The sequence below is a fragment of the Nonomuraea sp. NPDC048826 genome, assembly GCF_043198225.1.
Taxonomy (GTDB): Bacteria; Actinomycetota; Actinomycetes; order Streptosporangiales; family Streptosporangiaceae; genus Nonomuraea.
This window is the reverse complement of the sequence record NZ_JBICUQ010000009.1, coordinates 230,099-249,402: the sequence shown is the minus strand read 5'-3', so window position 1 is coordinate 249,402 and position 19,304 is coordinate 230,099. Positions and strand designations below refer to the sequence as shown.

Annotated in this window: 14 protein-coding genes, 1 tRNA gene and 1 pseudogene; 9 read left to right on the top strand and 7 right to left on the bottom strand. The window is 71.6% G+C overall.

The genetic code is table 11. The features are described 5' to 3' along the window. The 3 genes and pseudogenes from ACGFI7_RS31760 (at window position 1) to ACGFI7_RS31750 (ending at window position 4,968) form a co-directional block, all read left to right on the top strand. Complete coding sequence (locus tag ACGFI7_RS31760) at window positions 1-297, top strand: WXG100 family type VII secretion target (RefSeq protein ID WP_393411013.1); 297 nt, start codon at window positions 1-3, stop codon at window positions 295-297. 4 nt (window positions 298-301) lie between these two features. Next, window positions 302-4,330, top strand: a pseudogene (locus ACGFI7_RS31755) (DUF6531 domain-containing protein); the annotation flags it as partial. Between the two features lie 398 nt (window positions 4,331-4,728). Continuing rightward, window positions 4,729-4,968, top strand: a complete 240-nt coding sequence (locus ACGFI7_RS31750) for a hypothetical protein (RefSeq protein WP_393411011.1) — start codon at window positions 4,729-4,731, stop codon at window positions 4,966-4,968. On the opposite strand, the gene ACGFI7_RS31745 is transcribed toward ACGFI7_RS31750, so the two are convergent. Beyond that, on the bottom strand, window positions 4,947-9,101 hold the full coding sequence (locus ACGFI7_RS31745; RefSeq protein WP_393411009.1) for an FtsK/SpoIIIE domain-containing protein: 4,155 nt from the start codon (window positions 9,099-9,101) through the stop codon (window positions 4,947-4,949). The two genes, ACGFI7_RS31750 and ACGFI7_RS31745, sit on opposite strands and share 22 nt — an antisense overlap. 253 nt (window positions 9,102-9,354) lie before the next feature. Here ACGFI7_RS31745 and ACGFI7_RS31740 point away from each other — a divergent pair, with 253 nt between their 5' ends. Further along, on the top strand, window positions 9,355-10,035 hold the full coding sequence (locus ACGFI7_RS31740; RefSeq protein WP_393411007.1) for a Crp/Fnr family transcriptional regulator: 681 nt from the start codon (window positions 9,355-9,357) through the stop codon (window positions 10,033-10,035). Here ACGFI7_RS31740 and ACGFI7_RS31735 read toward each other — a convergent pair. Genes ACGFI7_RS31735 through ACGFI7_RS31720 form a run of 4 tightly spaced genes read right to left on the bottom strand, consistent with a single transcriptional unit; the run spans window position 10,017 to window position 12,277 of the window. Continuing rightward, complete coding sequence (locus ACGFI7_RS31735) at window positions 10,017-10,805, bottom strand: MBL fold metallo-hydrolase (protein ID WP_393411005.1); 789 nt, start codon at window positions 10,803-10,805, stop codon at window positions 10,017-10,019. The two genes, ACGFI7_RS31740 and ACGFI7_RS31735, sit on opposite strands and share 19 nt — an antisense overlap. Continuing rightward, window positions 10,802-11,617 carry an NUDIX hydrolase gene (locus ACGFI7_RS31730; protein ID WP_393411003.1) on the bottom strand — a complete coding sequence of 272 codons (816 nt, stop codon included), beginning with the start codon at window positions 11,615-11,617 and terminating at the stop codon, window positions 10,802-10,804. Before ACGFI7_RS31730 ends, ACGFI7_RS31735 begins: the two co-directional genes overlap by 4 nt. Window positions 11,618-11,666: 49 nt before the next feature. Continuing rightward, complete coding sequence (locus ACGFI7_RS31725) at window positions 11,667-12,125, bottom strand: RidA family protein (RefSeq protein WP_393411001.1); 459 nt, start codon at window positions 12,123-12,125, stop codon at window positions 11,667-11,669. After that, a complete protein-coding gene (locus tag ACGFI7_RS31720; protein ID WP_090945153.1) occupies window positions 12,122-12,277 on the bottom strand; it encodes a hypothetical protein in 156 nt (51 codons plus the stop codon). The genes ACGFI7_RS31725 and ACGFI7_RS31720 overlap by 4 nt, the downstream gene beginning before the upstream one ends. Window positions 12,278-12,353: 76 nt before the next feature. On the opposite strand from ACGFI7_RS31720, the gene ACGFI7_RS31715 reads away from it, so the two are divergent. Then, entirely contained in the window at window positions 12,354-13,355 is a 1,002-nt protein-coding gene (locus ACGFI7_RS31715) for an ArsA-related P-loop ATPase (protein WP_393410999.1), read from the top strand. Next, window positions 13,352-14,479: an ArsA family ATPase gene (locus ACGFI7_RS31710; protein ID WP_393410997.1), complete on the top strand. Its 1,128-nt coding sequence runs from the start codon at window positions 13,352-13,354 to the stop codon at window positions 14,477-14,479. Before ACGFI7_RS31715 ends, ACGFI7_RS31710 begins: the two co-directional genes overlap by 4 nt. 70 nt (window positions 14,480-14,549) lie before the next feature. Here the strand turns inward: ACGFI7_RS31710 and ACGFI7_RS31705 are convergent, their stop codons facing one another. Beyond that, on the bottom strand, window positions 14,550-14,846 hold the full coding sequence (locus ACGFI7_RS31705; protein ID WP_148036282.1) for a WhiB family transcriptional regulator: 297 nt from the start codon (window positions 14,844-14,846) through the stop codon (window positions 14,550-14,552). A 242-nt stretch (window positions 14,847-15,088) separates the two neighbouring features. Here ACGFI7_RS31705 and ACGFI7_RS31700 point away from each other — a divergent pair, with 242 nt between their 5' ends. Further along, window positions 15,089-17,359, top strand: a complete 2,271-nt coding sequence (locus tag ACGFI7_RS31700; RefSeq protein ID WP_393410995.1) for a transglycosylase domain-containing protein — start codon at window positions 15,089-15,091, stop codon at window positions 17,357-17,359. Window positions 17,360-17,387: 28 nt separating this feature from the next. On the opposite strand, the gene ACGFI7_RS31695 is transcribed toward ACGFI7_RS31700, so the two are convergent. After that, window positions 17,388-17,843: a GatB/YqeY domain-containing protein gene (locus ACGFI7_RS31695; RefSeq protein ID WP_393410993.1), complete on the bottom strand. Its 456-nt coding sequence runs from the start codon at window positions 17,841-17,843 to the stop codon at window positions 17,388-17,390. Window positions 17,844-17,902: 59 nt separating this feature from the next. Between ACGFI7_RS31695 and ACGFI7_RS31690 the strand changes: the two genes are divergently transcribed. Together ACGFI7_RS31690 and ACGFI7_RS31685 are read left to right on the top strand one after the other, a co-directional pair. Further along, on the top strand, window positions 17,903-18,796 hold the full coding sequence (locus tag ACGFI7_RS31690; RefSeq protein ID WP_393410991.1) for a metallophosphoesterase: 894 nt from the start codon (window positions 17,903-17,905) through the stop codon (window positions 18,794-18,796). 71 nt (window positions 18,797-18,867) lie between these two features. Beyond that, window positions 18,868-18,941: transfer RNA gene (locus ACGFI7_RS31685), tRNA-Pro, on the top strand. The last annotated feature ends 363 nt before the right edge of the window (window positions 18,942-19,304 follow it).

Sequence of the window (19,304 nt, the reverse complement as noted above, 5' to 3'; positions counted from 1 at the left end):
ATGGCAGGTGGCACCCACCACTTGAGCTTCCCCCAGGTGGAGAGCAGTGCGAACCGCCTGAACAAGGAGAAGGAGGACATCGAAGGCCGGCTGACCCAGCTCAAGTCGATGATCGACCAGCTCGTCAGCAGCGACTTCGTCACCGAGCGCGCGTCCGGCAAGTTCCAGCAGGACTACGAGCAGTGGAACACCGGCGCCAAGCAGGTCATGCAGGGGCTGGACGGGATGAGCCAGTTCCTCAAGACCGCGATCGCCAAGCACCGCGAGCTCGACGCCTCGCTCAGCTCCGGAGGGTGATCCCATGAGCATGCCGGCCGGATGGGACGTCCTCGGTCTGCCCGGTGATCCCGCACCGGGTGACCCCGGCCAGGTCCGCGCGCTCGCCGGCCGGTTGCTCGGCGAGGCGCGGCTGGCCGACGACAACACCGCCAAGCTGCGCGGGGTGTCCGGGAACGCCGGCACGCTCCGGATGCGCGGCGACTACGCGGCCTCGTACACCGAGGCTCTGGGTGAGCTGCCCGGCGAGCTGGCCAAGCTGGCCAAGGCGTACCGGGGCGCGGGCGACGCGCTCATGACGTACGCGGGCAGCCTGGAGCAGGCCAAGACCCGGGCGGGCAGCGCGCTGCGCCAGGGCACGGCCGCCGTCGAGCAGTACCAGGGCGCGGTCAGGGAGGTGCGGGCGCATCTGCCGAACGCGGGCGGCGCGCTGCCCGAGCTGGAGTCGGCGGTGACCGCCGCCGACCCGGCCGTGCAGGCGTCGGTGCGGCCCGCCGTGCAGCGGGCCCGCGGCGCCGACGCCGAGCGCAACCGGGCCCGCAGGCTCGCCGACGAGGCCGCCCGGCTGCGCGGCGACGCCGAGAACAGGGCCGTCGAGGAGATCGAGCAGGCGCTCGAAGGCAGCGGCATCCAGAACCGGTCGCTGCTGCGCAAGGCGCTCGACACGGTGACCGCGCCGTTCCGGTCGTGGGACGCGTTCGTCGACTTCGCCGGCAAGGTCGCGCTGGTCGCCGGCGTGGCCGTGCTGATCATCGGCACCGGCGGCCTGGCCGGGGCGATCCTGGCCGGGGTCGCGGTCGCCGCGGGGGCGGTGGTGCTGGCCGACAGCCTGAACAAGTACCGCCAGGGCAAGGCGGGCCTGGGACAGGTCGCGCTGGACGCGCTGGGCGTCATCCCCGGCGGCAGGAGCGTCGGGCTGCTGGCCCGCGGCGGCCTCGCGCTGGGCGGGATGGCCGCGGCCGTCCGGGCCGGCGGCGGCAGGCTGGCCGGGCTCGGCGCGCGCGGCGCGTCCATCCGCTCGGCGCTCGGCTCGCTGAAGGGCCGCGCCTCCTCCGCCGCGGCGTCGGCCTGGGGCAGGACGAAGCAGGCGTTCAGCAAGGACCCGGTGCACTTCCCCACCGGTGTGGTGATCCTGCCGCAGGTGGACGTGGAGCTGCCCGGGGTGCTGCCGCTGGTGCTCGAACGCACGCATCTGTCGGACCACGGGACCGGGCGGTTCTTCGGCAGGTCCTGGGCGTCCACCTTCGACCAGCGGCTGGAGATCGACGACGCGGGCGTGTGCCTGGTGACCGCCTCCGGGACGCTGGTGTCCTTCCCGCACCCCGAAAACGACGGTTTCGCCGTGCCGGTCGAAGGGCCCTGGCTGGAGCTGCGCGGGGACGACGGCTCGTACACGGTGACCGATCCGGAAACCGGGCTGACCACGCGCTTCTCCGGGTTCTTCGGCGAGCTGGGCACCGTGCCGCTGGCCGCCGTCACCGACCGCAACGGCAACCGGATCGACTTCCACTACACCGAGGACGGGCTGCCCGCCGAGGTGGCGCACTCGGGCGGCTACCGGCTGGACGTCGAGACGCACGACGGGCTGATCGTCTCCATCCGGCTGCGCGGTGCGGGGCAGACGCTGCTGTCGTACGCGTACGAGGACGGGAACCTGGTGGAGGTGGTCGACTCCTCGGGGCTGCCGCTGCGGTTCGGCTACGACGCGTCGGGGCGGATGACGCGGTGGGACGACCGGATCGGGGCCTGGTACGCCTACGCCTACGACGGTGAGGGGCGGTGCGTGCGCGGCTCGGGGGCGGCCGGGATCTTCGACGTCGAGCTGGTGTACGAGGACGGGGTGACGCGGGCCCGCGACTCTCTAGGACACATCACGACTTATCACTACAACGAGCGGTTCCAGGTCGTACGGGAGATCGACCCGCTCGGCCACGAGACCGTATACGCCTGGGACCGGCACGGCCGCCCGCTCTCCCGTACCGGCCCGCTCGGCGACACCGAGGGGTACGCGTACGACGGCGGCGCGCTGGTCGCGATCACCCGCCCCGACGGCGCCCGGCGGGCCTTCACCGTCGGCGACCACGGGCTGCCCGTCACGATCGAGGACTTCGACGGCGCGGTCTGGCGGCGCGCGTACGACGAACGCGGCAACCTCACGGCCGACTCCCGGACCGGCGAGACGTACGCCTACGACCCGCGCGGCCACCTGACCGCCGTCACCGACGCGCTCGGCCACGCGCACACGGTCGAAACCGACCCGGCCGGCCTTCCCCTCGCCGTCACCGACCCGCTCGGCGCGACCACCCGGTACGAACGCGACGCGTTCGGCCGCGTCACCACGATCGTCGACCCGCTGGGCGCGGCCACCCGCTGCACCTGGACGGTCGAGGGCCGGCTGACCGGCCGCACCCTGCCGAGCGGCGCCCATGAGCGGTGGCGGTACGACGCCGAGGGCAACCTGGTCGAGCACGTGGACGCGCTCGGCCAGTCCACGCACGTCGAGGTCGGCCCGTTCGACCTGCCGGTGTCCAGGACCGGGCCCGACGGGGCGCGGCTGCGCTTCACGTACGACACCGAGCTGCGACTGGTCGAGGTCACCGATCCGCAGGGGCTCACCTGGCGGTACGCGTACGACCCGGCGGGCAACCCCGTCAGCGAAACCGACTTCAACGGCCGAGTCCTGACTTATGCGTACGACGCCGGAGGCCGGCTCGTCGAGAAGGTCAACGGCGCCGGCGAGCGCGTCACCTACACCCGCGACCCCCTCGGCCTCGTGACACGGCAACGCTCCGGCGACCGCGAGACCACCTTCGCCCACGACCTCATGGGCCGCCTCGTCCACGCCGCCGGCCCCGACGCCGACCTCCGCGTCGAACGCGACGCCCACGGCCGCGTGGTCGCGGAGACCTGCAACGGGCGCACCGTCGCCTCCGCCTACGACGCCCTCGGCCGCCGCGTCCTGCGCCGCACCCCGTCAGGCGCCGAGACCACCTGGACCTACGACGCCCGCGACCAGGTCGAATCCCTCCGGACGGCCGGCCACACCCTGCACTTCACCCACGACCCGCTCGGCCGCGAGACCGCCCGCCACCTGGGCACCACCCTCGCCCTCACCCGCGAGTGGGACCCCGACTCCCGGCTGCGCGCCCAGACCCTCCTCTCGGGCCGCGGCCGGGTCCTCCAGCGGCGCGCGTACGAGTACCGCCCCGACGGCCACCTCACCGCCGTCTCCGACCTCCACGACGGCCCCCGCCACTACGAGCTGGACCCGGTGGGCCGCCCCACCTCCGTCACCGGCCCGTCCTGGACCGAGTCGTACGCCTACTCCCCCGCCGGCCGGCTCACCGAGGCCGCCTGGCCCGGCACCGCCCCCGGCGCCCGCTCGTACCAGGGCACGATGATCCGCGCCGCGGGCAAGACCACCTACGCGTACGACGCCCAGGGCCGCGCGGTCCTGCGCCGTCGCGCGTCCCTCTCCACCAAGCCCAGGACCTGGCACTACACCTGGGACGCCGACGACCGCCTCACCTCCGTCACCACCCCCGACGGCACCACTTGGCGCTACCTCTACGACCCCCTCGGCCGCCGCATCGCCAAGACGGACGGCACCACCCGCGTCGACTTCGTCTGGGACGGCCTCCACCTGGCCGAACAGCTCACGGACTCCCGCACCACCACCTGGAACTGGTCACCGGGCACCTTCCACCCCCTCACGCAGCTCGACCAGGACCCCAGCCAGGACGAGGTGGACGCCCGCTTCTACGCCATCACCACCGACCTCGTCGGCACCCCGACGGAACTGGTCACCCCGGAGGGCGAGGTGGCCTGGCGCGAACGGCACTCCCTCTGGGGCGCCCCCGTCGGCCCTCCCCAGGCGACCGCCTGCCCCCTCCGCTTCCCCGGCCAGTACGCCGACGACGAAACGGGCCTCCACTACAACCACTTCCGCTACTACGACCCGGAGACGGCGAGGTACGTCAGCGGCGACCCCATCGGGCTCATCGGCGGCTGGGACCCCCACACATACGTGGACAACGCCGTCCAGGGGCTGGATCCGCTCGGGCTCGCCCCGTACCCGCAGTTCATCGCCGGTCCTCAACTGGGCGTGCTCCGGGTCACCGCCAAGGCGCCGTCACCTTCCGAGGTACGCGCCGCCCAGTACATGGCCGGGCGGGGCCACCGGGTGCTGTTGCGCGATCCGGCGGGGACGCGGGCCGGGGGCGGCACCAGTGACCTGCTGGTCGACGACGTCCGCTGGGACGTCTACACGCCCAGGACCGGGAACGCCAACAGGATCGTCAGCGCCGTCGCGTCCAAAGGCAGCCAGGTGCACGGCGGCGGGGTTATCGTCGATCTGGCGGAGTCCTCGGTCAACGCGGTGGATCTGGCTAACATCGCGAACCGGGTGGCAGGCACGGGTGGACGGGTCGGCGAAATCGTGGTGTTGCCCTGATGGCGAAGTTCTTCTGCAAGTGCGGGACGATCATTCGGACCAGCGGCGAGATACCGAACCCGCTGGAGTGGAAGCTGATGTCCGACACCGAGTTCGACACCTTCCAGGGTCTCGTGGACGTCGAGAAGATCTACCTGGCCGCGAAATCCATGTTCCGCTGTCCGACCTGCGGCAGGCTCTGGGTCTACTGGAACGGCTTCGACAACGACCCGAAGTGTTACGCCCCCGAAGACCTCTGATCGTCGTGCAGGGCCAGTTGGACCAGGTCCAGGCGGCGGGCCGCCGCCAGGTAGGCGCGGCCCGGGGGGCCGGTGAAGTACTGGTCCGGTTCCAGGGTGAGGCCGTGTTCCCTGGCCACCACCCGGTTGGCCGGGGCGAGCAGGAGGCGGGTGCCGCTGCGGAGGGTTTCCGTGAGGACCCCGGCCAGTGAGCGGCGCTGCCCTTCGAGCACCGGAAGCGCGTCCCCGCACAGCACGAGCGCCCGCCGCCCCAGCTGCGACAGGGCGGTGGTCTCCTGCAGGAGCGTGGGCAGGGTCTCGAAGTTCTTCTCCGACGGCGTCACCGTGATCTGGTCGAAGTCGTCCACCACCACGGCGAACCGGTCCCAGCCCGCCACCGCCTCCCGCAGCGCCGTGTCCGGGAAGGCCGTGCCTGACAGCGCGCCGGGCAGCCGGGACAGCGGCGACCGGGGCGGCGCCACGGCCAGGACGGGCACACCCCGGTCGAGCAGCCCCGTGGCCAGCACCAGCGCGGCGTTGCTGCGCCCGGACCCGGGCGGCCCGGACACCAGCACCAGGTGGGGCCCGGCGTCGAAGAGGTCGAGCCCCAGAGGCGCGACGTCGGGCCCGCCGACCCCGAGCGCCACCCCGGGGACGTCCAGGGCCGCGAGAGGCACCGATGCCGGCATCGGCGGGAAGGGGCGGGCGACGAGGCCGGGGCGCGGGTCCGGCTCGCCGGGCAGGGCGACCTGGACGTGCAACCCGGTGGCCGCCTCGATGGCCCGGCCGGGCAGGACCGGCGGCGACACCATGCCGGACGCGAGGTGCGACCGCCGGGTCTCCTCGCGCGGGAACGGCAGGAACAGCCGCTGCGAGAACAGGTCGGGCGTCTTCCCGCGCAGCATGTCGTAGCCGCCGACCGCCACCACGTGCACGCCCACGGGCGGCCCTCCGGCGGCGATGGCGCGTACCGTGACCAGCAGGTTCGACTCGAAGAAGTCCGGGTCGGCGCGGTCCTCGAAGCACTCCCACCCGTCGACGACCAGCAGGATCGGCGGGTCGCCCGCGGCCCGGGCGTGCTTGCGACGCTCGGTCTCGGCGGCCAGCCAGGTGATCAGGCGCCGGACCCGGTCGGGCTCGGCGGCGGAGACCACGGCGCCGCAGTGCGGCAACGCGTCGTACGCGGCCAGCCCGCCAGGCTGGTTCTCGATCACGTACAGCCACGCCCGGCCGGGGTCGAGCCCGCTGATGAGGGTGCGGGCGAACGTGGTGCGCCCCGACTGGGGCCCGCCCGCCACCATAAGCCGTTCCGTCCCGGCGAGGTCCAGCGCCATCGCGGGCTGCGCCTGGTTGACGGGGTCGTCCGCGAGCCCGTACGGGATGCCCGCCGTCGGGGGCAGGGCGGAGGCGGGCAGCGCGGCCGGCAGCGGCGGCAGCAGGGGCCGGAACGGCGGGTCCATCGGCACGCGCGCGGACGCCGCGATCACGGCCTGGATGGCGAGGTCCTGGTCGGTACGGGTGCCGCGCGGCGGGCCCGCAGGCTCGGGCCGCGGCAGGCCGAGGGACGCCCACGGGACGAGGCGGGCGGTGGCGGGCGCGGCGCCGGTGGGCGGCGGGTTGCCCAGGTATCCGGTCTGGAAGGGCTGCGGGGTGCGCTGCTCCGCGCCCACCCGCATGATCATGCCGCGCCCGCGCAGCCGGGACGGGATGGTGGCGGCGTCGGGCACGCCGAGCACCTCGGTACTGTCCGACGGCTCGTTCTGGCGCAGCGTGATGCGGAGCGAGATGTTGTTCTTCAGCTCGGGTGACAGCTTGCCCTGGAGCGACTGGGTGGCCAGCACCAGGTGCATCCCGAGCGAGCGGCCCTTGGCGGCCACGTTGACCAGCTCGCGCAGGAAGTCGGGCGAGGTCTCCAGCACCCGGGCGAACTCGTCGAACACCATGACGAGCCGCGGCAGCCTGCCGCCGGCGGCCCAGTACGCGTCGATCTCGCCCCCGTACCTGGCCAGGATGGCCTCGCGGCGCCGGACCTCGGCCCGTACGGAGGAGAGCACCCGCAGGGCGGCGGCCTCGTCGAAGACGTCGGCGGCGGTGTCGCCGGTGGAGCGGATCAGGCTGACCACGTGCGGGCAGTGTTCGAACGGCAGGAACGCGCTGCCGCCCTTGAAGTCGACGAGCACCAGGTTCAGCTCGTCGGGCCGGTTGGCCAGCAGCAGCGAGGTGACCAGGGTCTGCAACAGGATGCTCTTGCCCGCCCCGGTGGCCCCGCCGAGCATGGTGTGCGGTCCGTCGGCAGCCAGGTCCACGGCGACCGGGCCGGCGCCGTCGCCGCCGACGGGGATCCTGGTGGTGGGGCCGGGTGACGCGGCCCAGCGGCGGAGCACGGCGTCCGCGTCGGGCACGCCGAGGCCGAGCACGTCGAGCAGGCGCAGCGCGTCGGGCAGCACGTTCTCGGCGCGGGCCAGCGTGAGCCGGTCGCGCATGGGGGCCAGCGCGCGGGCGATCCGCTCGGCTGCCTCCTCCCCCAGATACTCGGGCTGCACGGGCGTCGGCAGGCCCTGGCGTCCCCTGGTGAGCATCAGCCGGGTGCCGTCCAGCTCGCACACGCCGCGGCACTCGTTGAGACTGCGCTGGTCGGCGCAGATCACGTACACCCCGACGGAGGGACCCTCGCGCAGCACCTCCTTCATGCCGGGGATGTCGCGCAGCGCCCTGGCGCCGTCCAGCACGACGACGATCTCCTCGCCGAACCGGGTCTCCCTGGACGACTTGACGGCTTTCACCCGCTCGCCGACGAGGTCCTTGAGCTCGTCGATCCGTTCGGTCCTGGTCTGCGGGGTGTTGCCGACCATGCAGGGCACTCCGGCGCCGCCGGCCAGGTGCGGCAGCCAGCGCGTCCACGCCAGGTGGTCGCCGCCGGACGCGGTGATGACGACCAGCCGCAGCTCGTCCGGGTCGCGCAGGGTGCCGAGCTGCACGAGCAGCCAGCGCAGCAGCGCGTCCGTGGACGGGGGCGGCCCGACGACGCCGAGCACCCCGATCTCGCGCAGGTCGACGGTGACCGGCGCGCCGCGCAGCATGGGTTCCTCGAACCCCTCCCAGGGCTCGCCGCTCAGCTCGACGGCGGCCCGCTCGTCCGCCACCCCGACGCGCAGCGCCAGCCCGTCGGGCGAGTCGGCGTTGCGCGGCCACAGCCCCGGCCCCTCGTGGAAGGCGGCGATGGTCAGATCCACCTCGTCGGGCGCGACCAGGGCGCGCAGCCACTGTTCCCGTACGACGTGCCGGCGCATCCGCTCGGCCGTCTCCCGCTTGCGCTCGGCGAACTCGCGCTCCTTGCGCTTGCGCTGGCGGCCCTCGACCCACTGGGTGCCGAAGAACGTGACGGGCGTCAGCAGCCCGAACAGCAGGAAGTACGGGCTCTGCAGGAACACCGCCATGAGCACCGCGATCGGCAGCGGGATGAGCGACGACAGGAGCTGGACGGCGAAGGTGCGCGGGGTGGCCTCGCTTCTCGGCAGGGTGATCCGCTCGGCGGGCACGGCCGGGGACGGGGCGAAGGCACGGTCGAAGTCGACCCGGCCGTCCAGGCTGCGGACGGCCTTGAGCCGCGCGGGCGGCAGCGGCACCCAGCGCAGCCGGTCACCGCCGACCCGCAGCACGGAGTCGGGGCGCAGTGCCGCCTGCCCGTCGGCCGGGAGCTCGTCGACGAGCGCGCCGCCGCCGAGGTCCACCACGGTGACCTCGCCGGTCCAGGACACCTCCAGCTGGGCGTGCGGTTCGGCGACCGTCTGGTCTCTGGGCAGGGTGAGGTCGCCGCGCCGCCGCCCGATGACGTGCCGGCCGGGGCTGAGCCAGAACACGCGTCCTGCGTCGGGCCCGGCGAACACGCGGACCGCGCCGGCCGCGGCCATCGGCCGCCAGGGCCGGGACCGCTCGGGCTCGCCGACGCTGATGACCGACCCGTGCACGAGCGGGCTGTCGGCGACGGTGGCGTCCGGGTCCAGCTTGCCGGTGCCGACGAAGCAGGGCCGCTCGTCGACCGCCACGGGCAGGGCACGCAGCAGGGACGCGATGGGGGTGTCCGGTTCCGCGGTCACCTCGACGTCGTGCTGGGCGGGGATCGCCGGGTCCCGGACCGTCAGACGGATGATCATAAATCCCCTCTCCAGGGGACTAGACCGCGTTTATGGGTGAATCTAGCCGACTGGAGGACCCGGAGCGGGGGATGAGTAAGCATGTTGACGGTTTTGTTCGTACACTTCGGCAGGAGGATCGCACGGCTCGTCTTGGGGGGACCACCTCGGGCCCAGCGCGGTTCGTCCAGCCTGAGCGACACCCGCGGCGAGCCTGCTCACCAGGTGTGCCGCCCGGAGTGGTGTGCGTCACAATGGCAGCAGAGGAGGCAGAGTGAACACCGAAGACGTGCTGGGCAAGGCTCCCCTGTTCGCCGCGCTCGACCGTGAGAGCGCCGCGGCGCTCCGGACGAGCATCACCGAGGTCCAGCTCTCCAAAGGGCAGACGATCTTTCACGAGAACGAGACCGGCGACCGGCTCTACGTGGTGCTCGAAGGCAAGGTGAAGCTCTCCCGCACCTCCCCCGACGGCCGGGAGAACGTCCTCAGCGTGCTCGGCCCGAGCGAGATGTTCGGCGAGCTGTCGCTGTTCGACCCCCGGCCGCGCACCGCCACCGCGACCGCGCTGACCGAGGCGCGCCTGGCCGGGCTGGGCCACGACGACCTGCGCCCCTGGCTGACGGGCCGCCCCGAGGTGGCGCTCCACCTGCTGCGCGCCCTCGCCCAGCGGCTGCGCCGCACCAACGACGTGCTCGCCGACCTGGTGTTCACCGACGTGCCCGGACGCGTGGCCAAGCAGCTGCTCGACCTGGCCGAGCGGTTCGGCACCAAGACCGACGACGGCATGCGCGTCCACCACGACCTCACCCAGGAGGAGCTGGCCCAGCTGGTCGGCGCCTCACGCGAGACGGTCAACAAGGCCCTGGCCGACTTCGCGCAGCGCGGCTGGCTGCGCATCGAGGCCAAGGCCGTGGTGATCCTCGACCACGACCGGCTCTACAACCGGTCCAGATAGTCGAGCTGGGCCCGCACCGACATCTCCGCCGCGGGCCAGAGCGAGCGGTCCACGTCCGCGTACACGATCTTGACGATCTCCCGCGGCGTGCGCGCGCCCTGCCGTCGCGCCTCCCTGATCTGGTCGAGGCGTTCGCGCCGGTGCGCGATGTAGCCGTCGAGCGCCCCGATCGGGTCGGGCAGCACCGGGCCGTGGCCGGGCAGCAGGGCCTGCGCCTCCAGGCTCTCCGCGACCGATCTCAGCCGGTCCAGGCTGCGGAGATAGTCGGCCAGGCCGCCGTCGCCCGCGATGATCGTGGTGCCCCGGCCGAGCACGGTGTCGCCGGTCAGCATGGCCCGGTCGGCGGGCAGCCAGAAGCAGAGCGAGTCGGCCGAGTGGCCGGGCGTGCCGTACACGTGGATCTCCAGCCCGTCCACGGTCACCACGTCGCCGTCGGCGAGCCCCTCGTCGCCCAGCCGGTGGCGCGGGTCCAGGGCCCGCACCGGCGCTGAGGTCAGCTCGGCGAACCGCCGGGCGCCGCCGCTGTGGTCGAAGTGCCCGTGGGTGAGCAGGATCCGGGTGACCCTGCGCTCCCCCAGGTGGTCGCGGATCCGGAGCAGGTGGGCCTCGTCGTCGGGCCCGGGGTCGACCACGACGACCTCCCGGCCGCCGATCACCCACGTGTTGGTGCCGTCGAGCGTCATGATCGACGGGTTGGGCGCGAGGAGGTTCTCCGCGTGCGCGGTGCGCGAGCCGTCGGGCGTGTCCAGCGGGATGTGCAGCCCGCTCATGCCGACTCCAGCCGGAACTCGCCGTCGACCTCCACGACCCTGGGCAGCACGGTGACGATCTCCCGCTCCTCGGCCAGCACCGACGCCACGGTGTCGTGGCGGGCCAGGTCGCTCAGGGTCCGGTACGTGGGCGGCATCAGGAAGATCTCCCCTCGGTCGGCCATGGCCAGAGCCTCGCCCGGGCGGCGCCACTCGACCTGGTCGGCCTCGCCGCCGACGTCGCGGGTGCGCTGGCCCTCGGGCAGCACGGCGACGAAGAAGCGGGTGTCGTAGCGCCGGGTCTCGGCCTCGGGCGTGATCCAGTGGGCCCACGGCTTGAGCAGGTCGGACCGGAGCACCAGGCCGCGCTTGGCGAGGAAGTCGGCGAAGCCGAGGCTCCGGTCGAGCAGCGCCAGCCGGTCGGTCTCCCAGTCGTCGCCCCGCGTGTCGGCGACCACGGAGTCGGGGCCGGGCCCGGCGAGCAGCACCCCCGACTCCTCGAACGTCTCGCGTACGGCCGCGCACACCAGGCCCCTGGCCACCGCCTCGTCGGCGCGGAAGACCCGCCCCCACTCCACGGGCGACGGCCCCGCCCAGGCGACGGCCTGGTCGGTGTCGCGCGGGTCGACCGACCCCCCGGGGAAGACGTACGCGCCGGCGGCGAAGGCCATGGTGGGCTTGCGCCGCAACAGGTAGACCTGGATGCCGCCGGCCCGGCCCGCGCGGAAGAGCACCACGGTGGCGGCGTCCCGCGCGCGGACCGGGGCGACACGCCCGGCCAGCACGTCTCTGATGTGCTCGGCGTGTTCCCGAGAGAACCGAAGACCAGCCACGATGACCTCCAACTAGAACATCACTCGGTCATAGTGACATATCCGACGTTCAGGACACCTCGGCGATGAGCTCCACCTCGACCGGGACGTTCAGCGGCAGCGCCGCCACCCCGACCGCGCTGCGCGCGTGCTTGCCCGCCTCGCCGAACACCTCGCCCAGGAACTCGCTGGCGCCGTTGGCGACCTGCGGCTGCCCGGTGAAGTCGGGGGCGCTGGCCACGAACACCACGGCCTTGACGATCCGCTTGATCTTGGCCAGGTCGCCGACCTCGGCCTTCAGCGCCGCCAGGGCGTTGAGCGCGCAGATCCGCGCCGCCTCCTGCCCCTCCTCGACGCTGACCTCCGCGCCCAGCTTGCCGGTGAACCGCACCTCGCCCTTCACCACGGGCACCTGGCCCGAGGTGTAGACCAGGTTTCCGGTGCGCGCCGTGGGCACGTAGGCGGCCAGCGGCGCGACCACCTCGGGCAGCTCCAGCCCGAGGTCGGCGATCTTCTGCTCAGGCGTCACTGCTTCTCCCGCTTGAAGTAGGCGACCAGCTGCTCGGGCGTCGCGCCCTGCAGGATCTGGACCAGCTCCCAGCCATCGGAGCCGAAGTTGTCGAGGATCATCTTGGTGTTGTGGATCAGCACCGGAGCCGTGAGGTACTCCCATTTCTTCATGGCCATCAGCGTAGTGTGAGCAATCTCCGGGACTCTCGTGGGCTTACGTCAAGTGACCGTTCGGTAGCCTCGAATCGTGGACTCTCGGGACACCGATTGGGACGGCGTGCGCCTGCACGTCGTCACCGGCAAGGGCGGCACCGGCAAGACGACGGTGGCCGCCGCGCTGGCGCTCGCGCTCGCCTCGGGCGGCCGCAAGGTGCTGCTCGTCGAGGTCGAGGGCCGGCAGGGCATCGCCCAGATCTTCGACCTGCCGCCGCTGCCGTACGAGGAGCGCCGCATCGCCGTGGCGCCCGACGGCGGCGACGTGTACGCGCTGGCGGTCGACCCCGAGGAGGCCATGCTCGAATACCTGGAGATGTTCTACGGCATGCGCCGGGCGGGCCGGGCGCTGACCAAGATGGGCGTGCTCGACTTCGCCACCACGATCGCCCCGGGGTTCCGCGACGTGCTCGTCACCGGCAAGACCTCCGAAGCCGTGCGCAGACGCGACAAGAACGGCAAGCGGGTCTACGACGCCGTGGTCCTCGACGCCCCGCCGACCGGCCGCATCACGCGCTTCCTCAACGTCACCGAGGAGGTCGCGGGCCTGGCCAAGGTCGGCCCCATCAAGAACCATTCAGATCTCGTACGAGGCGTCGTCAAAAGTCCGGAAACCGCGGTCCATTTCGTGACCCTGCTTGAGGAGATGCCCGTCCAGGAAACGCTCGACGGCCTCGACGAACTCCGCGCGGCGGGCCTGCCCGCCGGAGGCGTCTTCATCAACATGGTGCGCGAGCCGCTCCTCCCGCGACCCGTACTCGACCAGGCGGCCAAGGGCCGCATCGACACCGCCGACCTCACCGCCGGGCTGGAGGCCGCCGGCCTGGCCGCGGGCGGCGACGCCAAGGCCCTGGCCGAGGCGCTCGCCGAGGAGGTCGTCGAGCACGCCCGCCGCACCGAGCTCGAACGCGACGAGCGCGAGACCCTCGCCGCCGCCGCACGGCCACGCTACGAGCTGCCGCTGCTGGCCGACGGGGTCGACCTCGCGGGCCTGTACGAGCTGGCCGAGAGCATCCGCACCCAGGGAGCAGTGTGAGAAAGCCCGCCACCCTCGACATCGACGCCATCCTCGACGACAGCGGCACCCGCATCATCGTCTGCTGCGGATCCGGCGGCGTCGGCAAGACCACCACCGCCGCCGCCCTCGGCCTGCGCGCAGCGGAACGCGGCAGGTGCGCCGTGGTGCTCACCGTCGACCCCGCACGCAGGCTGGCCCAGTCGATGGGGCTCACCGAGCTCGACAACACCCCGCGGCGCATCGTCGAGTGCGAGAGCGGCGGCCAGCTCTTCGCGATGATGCTCGACATGAAGCGCACGTTCGACGAGATTATCGAGGCGCACGCCGACCCCGAACGGGCCCGCCAGATCCTGTCGAACCCCTTCTACCAGTCGCTGTCGTCGAGCTTCGCCGGCACCCAGGAGTACATGGCCATGGAGAAGCTCGGCCAACTCCGCCGCTCCGACGAGTGGGACCTGATCATCGTCGACACCCCGCCGTCACGCTCCGCGCTCGACTTCCTCGACGCGCCCGAGCGGCTCGGCCGGTTCCTCGACGGACGGTTCATCCGGCTGCTCACCGCACCGGCCAAGGCCGGGGGGCGCAGCGCCTTCCGGCTCTTCAACGCCGGGTTCGGGCTCGTCGCCGGCGCGCTGAACAAGCTGCTCGGCGCTCAGGTGATCAAGGACCTGCAGACGTTCGTGTCAGCGCTCGACGCGGTCTTCGGCGGCTTCAGGCAGCGCGCCGAGCTCACGTACAAGCTGCTCCAGGCGCCCGGCACGGCCTTCCTCGTGGTCGCAACGCCGGAGCGCGACGCCATGCGCGAGGCCTCCTACTTCGTCGAACGGCTGGCCGAGGAGCGGATGCCCCTCGCCGGCCTGGTGGTCAACCGGGTCCACGAGTCACCGGCCGCGACGCTCTCGGGAGTCCGGAGCGCCGCGGCCGCCGAGAACCTGGCGTCCCGGGGCGAGCACGAGTTGACCGCCGCCGTGCTGCGGCTGCACACCGGCAGGATGCAACTCACGGCTCGCGAACACCGGGAGCAGGACCACTTCGTGACCGCGCACCCGACAGTGCCGATCGCCAAGGTCGCGGCGATGTCCGACGACGTGCACGACCTGGCCGGCCTGCGCCGCGTGGGTGAGCTCATGGCGAAGGCCTGACCGGCGCTTCCTTCTCTGGGCACAAGAGCGCGGCCGGCGTCACAGCCGGCCGCACCTCGCCCTGGACCGATCAGCCGGCGATCAGCTCGTTGGTCCGCTCGTACTCTTCCTTCGCGGACTCGAGCAGCTCACGCCATGAGTCCACGTCGGGTCGCCGCCGCAGCAGCGCACGCCGTTCGCGTTCGGTCATACCGCCCCACACCCCGAACTCGATGCGGTTGTCCAGCGCATCGGCGAGGCATTCGGTACGGACCGGGCATCCTCGGCAGATCAGCTTCGCCCTGTTCTGCGCAGCCCCTTGGACGAACAGAGCGTCCGGGTCCGCACCTCGACAGGCGGCACGGGAGGTCCAATCCGTGATCCACATTTTTCGACCCCACTCCCCTTAGGTGGTCAGTCGTCATTTGGGGCCGACGGGCGCGGGCGCCGAGCCTCCGTATTCAGTTGCCGCAGGGAGAACGTACGCAACGAGACGTTCGGGCCGACAGACCCCAGAGGACCAAATTCTCGCTGGACTCTTGACCGGGAATGACTAGTCACCCCGTCCAGTCAAGGCGAAATGGTGTCGTGTTACCGTTAGCGCCACGCTTTCGACGTAGGCTTGGTACTGTGCAAGCTCAGGGCAAAGATCTTTTCTCGCCGATCCTGAACGTCATCAAGTTGACGGTGGCCGGCGCGGCCGCGGGCGTGCTCGCAGCCGCCGTGGCCCTGCCCGCCGTGGGTGGCGCGGGCGTCTCCGCCAAGTCGGCCGTGGGAGCCCTTGATCTCAAGCCCGAAGAGCTCACGGAGCCGCCGCTCTCCGAGCGCACCAAACTGGTCGACGCCAACGGCAAGCAGATCGCGCAGTTCTATTTCGAGAACCGCCAGTCGGTCGAGCTCGACAAGGTCGCGCCGATCATGCAGAAGGCCCTGATCGCGATCGAGGACTTCCGGTTCTACAAGCACGGGCCGATCGACCTCGAGGGCACCGCCCGCGCTCTGATCAAGAACCTTACCACCGGGGGCGTCACTCAGGGCGGTTCTTCCATCACTCAGCAGTACGTCAAGCAGGTGCTGGTCAACGCGGCCGAGACCGACGAGGAGCGGGCCGCCGCGACCGCCACCACGGTCTCCCGGAAGCTCAACGAGCTGCGCCACGCCATGGCGATCGAGATGAAGTACACGAAGAACGAGATCCTCGAGCGCTACCTCAACATCGCCTACTTCGGCGCGGGCGCCCACGGCATCCAGGCCGCCTCCCGGCGCTTCTTCGACAAGCCGGCCTCCGAGCTGACCCTCGCCGAGGCCGCCACCCTCGCCGGCGCGGTGCAGAACCCCGCCAGGACCGACCCCAACGTCGGCCCCAAGTCCAGGGCCCTGCTCCTGGAGCGGCGCAACGTCGTCCTCGACCGCATGGCCGAGGTCGGCGCCATCACCCGCCCGGAGGCCGACGAGGCCAAGAAGAAGAAGCTCGGCTGGAAAGACATCGAGATGCCGGGCGGCTGCGAAGAGAGCCAGTACCCGTACTTCTGCCTCTACGTGCAGAACGAGATCCTGCTCAACGAAGACTTCGGCAAGACCGCCGAGGAGCGGCTCAAGCTCCTCCAGCGCGGCGGCCTGACCATCAAGACCACGCTCGACCCGAAGATGCAGAAGGCCGCCGAGAAGGCCATCAAGAAGTACGTCAGCCCCAAGGACAAGCCCGTCGCCGCCCAGGCGATGGTCGTGCCGGGCACCGGTGAGATCAAGGCCATGGCCGCCTCCCGCAAGTTCGGCAACTCCAAGAAGAAGAACGAGATGTCCTACAACCTCGTCGCCGACGCCGCGCACGGCGGCGGCCGAGGGTTCCAGCAGGGCTCCACCGCCAAGGTCTACACACTGACCACGGCGCTGTCCGAGGGCCTGAAGTTCTCCGACGGCTTCCCGGCGCCCAACGGCTACCGCGCGTCCTCGTACGGCTCGTTCAAGGACTGCAAGGGCAACGGCGTCGGCGACCCCTCCCACACCGTCAACAACTCCAGCGAGGGCGGCGGCGGCTTCAAGACCCTGGAGAGCGGCACCTGGGGCTCGGTCAACACGTTCTTCATGAAGCTGCAGCAGTCCGTCGGCCTCTGCGACACGGTCAAGACCGCCAAGAAGATGGGTCTCAAGCGGGCCGACGGCGGCAAGATCGGCGAGTTCGAGACCTTCACCCTCGGCATCAACGAGGTCGACCCGGTGACGGTCGCCAACACCTACGCGACGCTCGGCGCCCGCGGCAAGTACTGCAAGCCGCTGGCCATCACCGAGGTCAAGGACCGCGACGGCAAGGTCACCCGGTTCAAGCCCAAGTGCGAGCAGGTCCTGGACGAGAAGGTCACCGACGCCGTCAGCGCCATCCTGTCCGGCGTGTTCACCAAGGGCACGATGAGCGGCGTCGGCGGCATCGGCCGCGACGCCGCCGGCAAGACCGGCACCACCGACAACTACACCGCCGCGTGGTTCGCCGGCTACACCCCCAACCTCTCCTCGGCCGTCAGCATCGGCGACCCGCGCGGCGCCTTCAGTCACAACCTGATCGGCGTGACCATCGGCGGCCGCTACTACTCGTACGTCTACGGCGCGTCGATCTCCGGCCCCATCTGGAAGGACTCGATGATCGCCGCGCTCAAGGGCGTCGAACCGGCCAAGTTCCGGCCGGTCGACCGCTCGCGCTTCGGCGGCTGCAGCGACAAGTGCGCGCCCAAGCCGAAGAAGAAGGACCGCGACGACCGCGACTTCGACGACCTGCGCGACCTGTTCGACCCCGACCGCAGCGACCGGGGTGACCGCGGTGACCGGGGCGACCGCGGGCGCGGCGGCGACACCAACAACCGCGACTGGGGCAACTGGAACGAGACGGGCCTGGTGCCGGCCGAATGACGGCCGGCCCCGGCTGAGGGCGACCCGCTCAGGAACTCAACCTGGCACGCACGGCGGCGGCCACCCTGCCGCCTTCGGCCCGCCCGGCCACCTTCGGGTTGACCACCTTCATCACCTGCCCCATCGCCTGCGGGCCGGAGGCGCCCGTCTCGGCGACGGCCTCCTCGACCAGCCGGTTGAGCTCCTCGTCGGAGAGCTGGGCGGGGAGATACTCCTCCAGCACCGCCTGCTCGTCGAGCTCCGCCTGGGCCTGCTCGGCGCGCCCGGCGTTGCCGAACGCCTCCGCCGCCTCCCGGCGCTTCTTGGCCTCCCGCGTCAGCACCTTGATGATCTCGTCATCGGAGAGCTCACGCGCCGCCTTGCCGGCCACCTCCTCGACGTTCACCGCCGCCAGGGCCATCCGGATGGTCCGCAGCCGGACCTCGTCCCGATTCTTCATCGAGGCCGTGAGATCGGCCTTCAGCTTGTCCTTCAATCCGCTCATGCGGTCCATCTTGCCGCCTGCGCGGACGGGCCGTGCCGGGAGTCGGGCATCATGAAGAGGTGAGGAAAGCAGTCGCAGTACCACTGACAGTGCTCGGGCTCGGCGTGGCCGGCGTGGCCTACGCGTCGGTCGTGGAGCGCAACTCCTTCCGGTTGCGCCGGTTCGACGTGCCGGTCCTGGCGCCGGGCCAGCGTCCCGTGCGCATCCTGCACCTGACCGACCTCCACCTGACGCCGCGCCGCACCATGCTGATCAACTGGGTGCGCTCGCTCGGCGCACTGGAGCCCGACCTGGTGGTCAACACCGGCGACTCCATCGCCCACCCCGACGCCGTCCCGTCGCTGCTGCACGCCCTGGAGCCGCTGCTGCGCCGTCCGGGTCTGTTCGTGTACGGGTCCAACGACCTCTACGCCCCGCAGCCGAAGAACCCCCTGCGCTACCTCTGGCGCACCTCGCGCAACGAGCGCCGCCAGCACACCCCGTCGCTCCCCTGGGAGGAGCTCGGCGCCGGCATGGCCGCCGAGGGCTGGCTCGACATGAACAACACCACCGCCCGCGTCAAGGTCGGCGACCTCGACGTCGCCGTGGCCGGCATCCATGACTCCCACATCTCCCGCGACCGCTACGACCTCGTCGCCGGCCCCGCCCCCGCCGACGCCGACCTCCGCCTCGGCGTCATGCACTCCCCCGAGCCGCGCAACCTCACCCACTTCGCCGACGACGGCTACCAACTCCTGCTCGCCGGCCACACCCACGGCGGCCAGCTCTGCATCCCCTTCTACGGCGCCCTGGTCACCAACTGCGGCATCGACAGAAAGCGCGTCAAAGGCCTCAGCCGCCACGACTCCGCCTGGCTCCACGTCTCCGCCGGCCTCGGCACCTCCCCGTACGCCCCGGCCCGCTTCGCCTGTTTCCCGGAGGCGTCCCTGCTCACGCTCGTCCCCCGCCGCTGAGACACCCCAGGTGGTCACAAGCACCCGCGAAGTCGGCTAGACTTTCCACGCACGTGCAGGACGACGTGCACCGGGGTGTAGCGCAGCTTGGCAGCGCGCTTCGTTCGGGACGAAGAGGTCGTGGGTTCAAATCCCGCCACCCCGACACTGTTTGACCAGGTAAGGGCTTGATCCGCATAGCGGGTCGGGCCCTTTTCTGCTTCTGGAAGTCGATAGGAGCCAATCGGGGAGCCACCTCACTCGGACTCAACCCGTCGGCCTGTCGTGTTGAACGCTCAACGTAGGTGCGTCTCGTACAGCAGGGTTCCGACGCTTGTGCAGAACACCAAGTTGTGATCTTGCCATGCCTCGCCCGTCTCAAGCTTGTGGGCGGCCTGGCGCTTATGGTGTTGCCGGAGTGCCTCATCAGGGCTTGGGCCGTTGCGCGTTCGCCGTGAATGGCATTCTTGCTGACACCCCCTACTCGGTCGGCCCGCCCCCGTAGATGGCGACCTGTTGCGCTCGAACC

Bases quoted from the DNA above. Each gene is read 5' to 3' on its own strand.
- ACGFI7_RS31760 (WP_393411013.1), top strand. From the start codon at position 1: ATGGCAGGTGGCACCCACCACTTGAGCTTCCCCCAGGTGGAGAGCAGT.
- ACGFI7_RS31750 (WP_393411011.1), top strand. From the start codon at position 4,729: ATGGCGAAGTTCTTCTGCAAGTGCGGGACGATCATTCGGACCAGCGGC.
- ACGFI7_RS31745 (WP_393411009.1), bottom strand. From the start codon at position 9,101: ATGATCATCCGTCTGACGGTCCGGGACCCGGCGATCCCCGCCCAGCAC.
- ACGFI7_RS31735 (WP_393411005.1), bottom strand. From the start codon at position 10,805: ATGAGCGGGCTGCACATCCCGCTGGACACGCCCGACGGCTCGCGCACC.
- ACGFI7_RS31720 (WP_090945153.1), bottom strand. From the start codon at position 12,277: ATGAAGAAATGGGAGTACCTCACGGCTCCGGTGCTGATCCACAACACC.
- ACGFI7_RS31705 (WP_148036282.1), bottom strand. From the start codon at position 14,846: ATGTGGATCACGGATTGGACCTCCCGTGCCGCCTGTCGAGGTGCGGAC.
- ACGFI7_RS31695 (WP_393410993.1), bottom strand. From the start codon at position 17,843: ATGAGCGGATTGAAGGACAAGCTGAAGGCCGATCTCACGGCCTCGATG.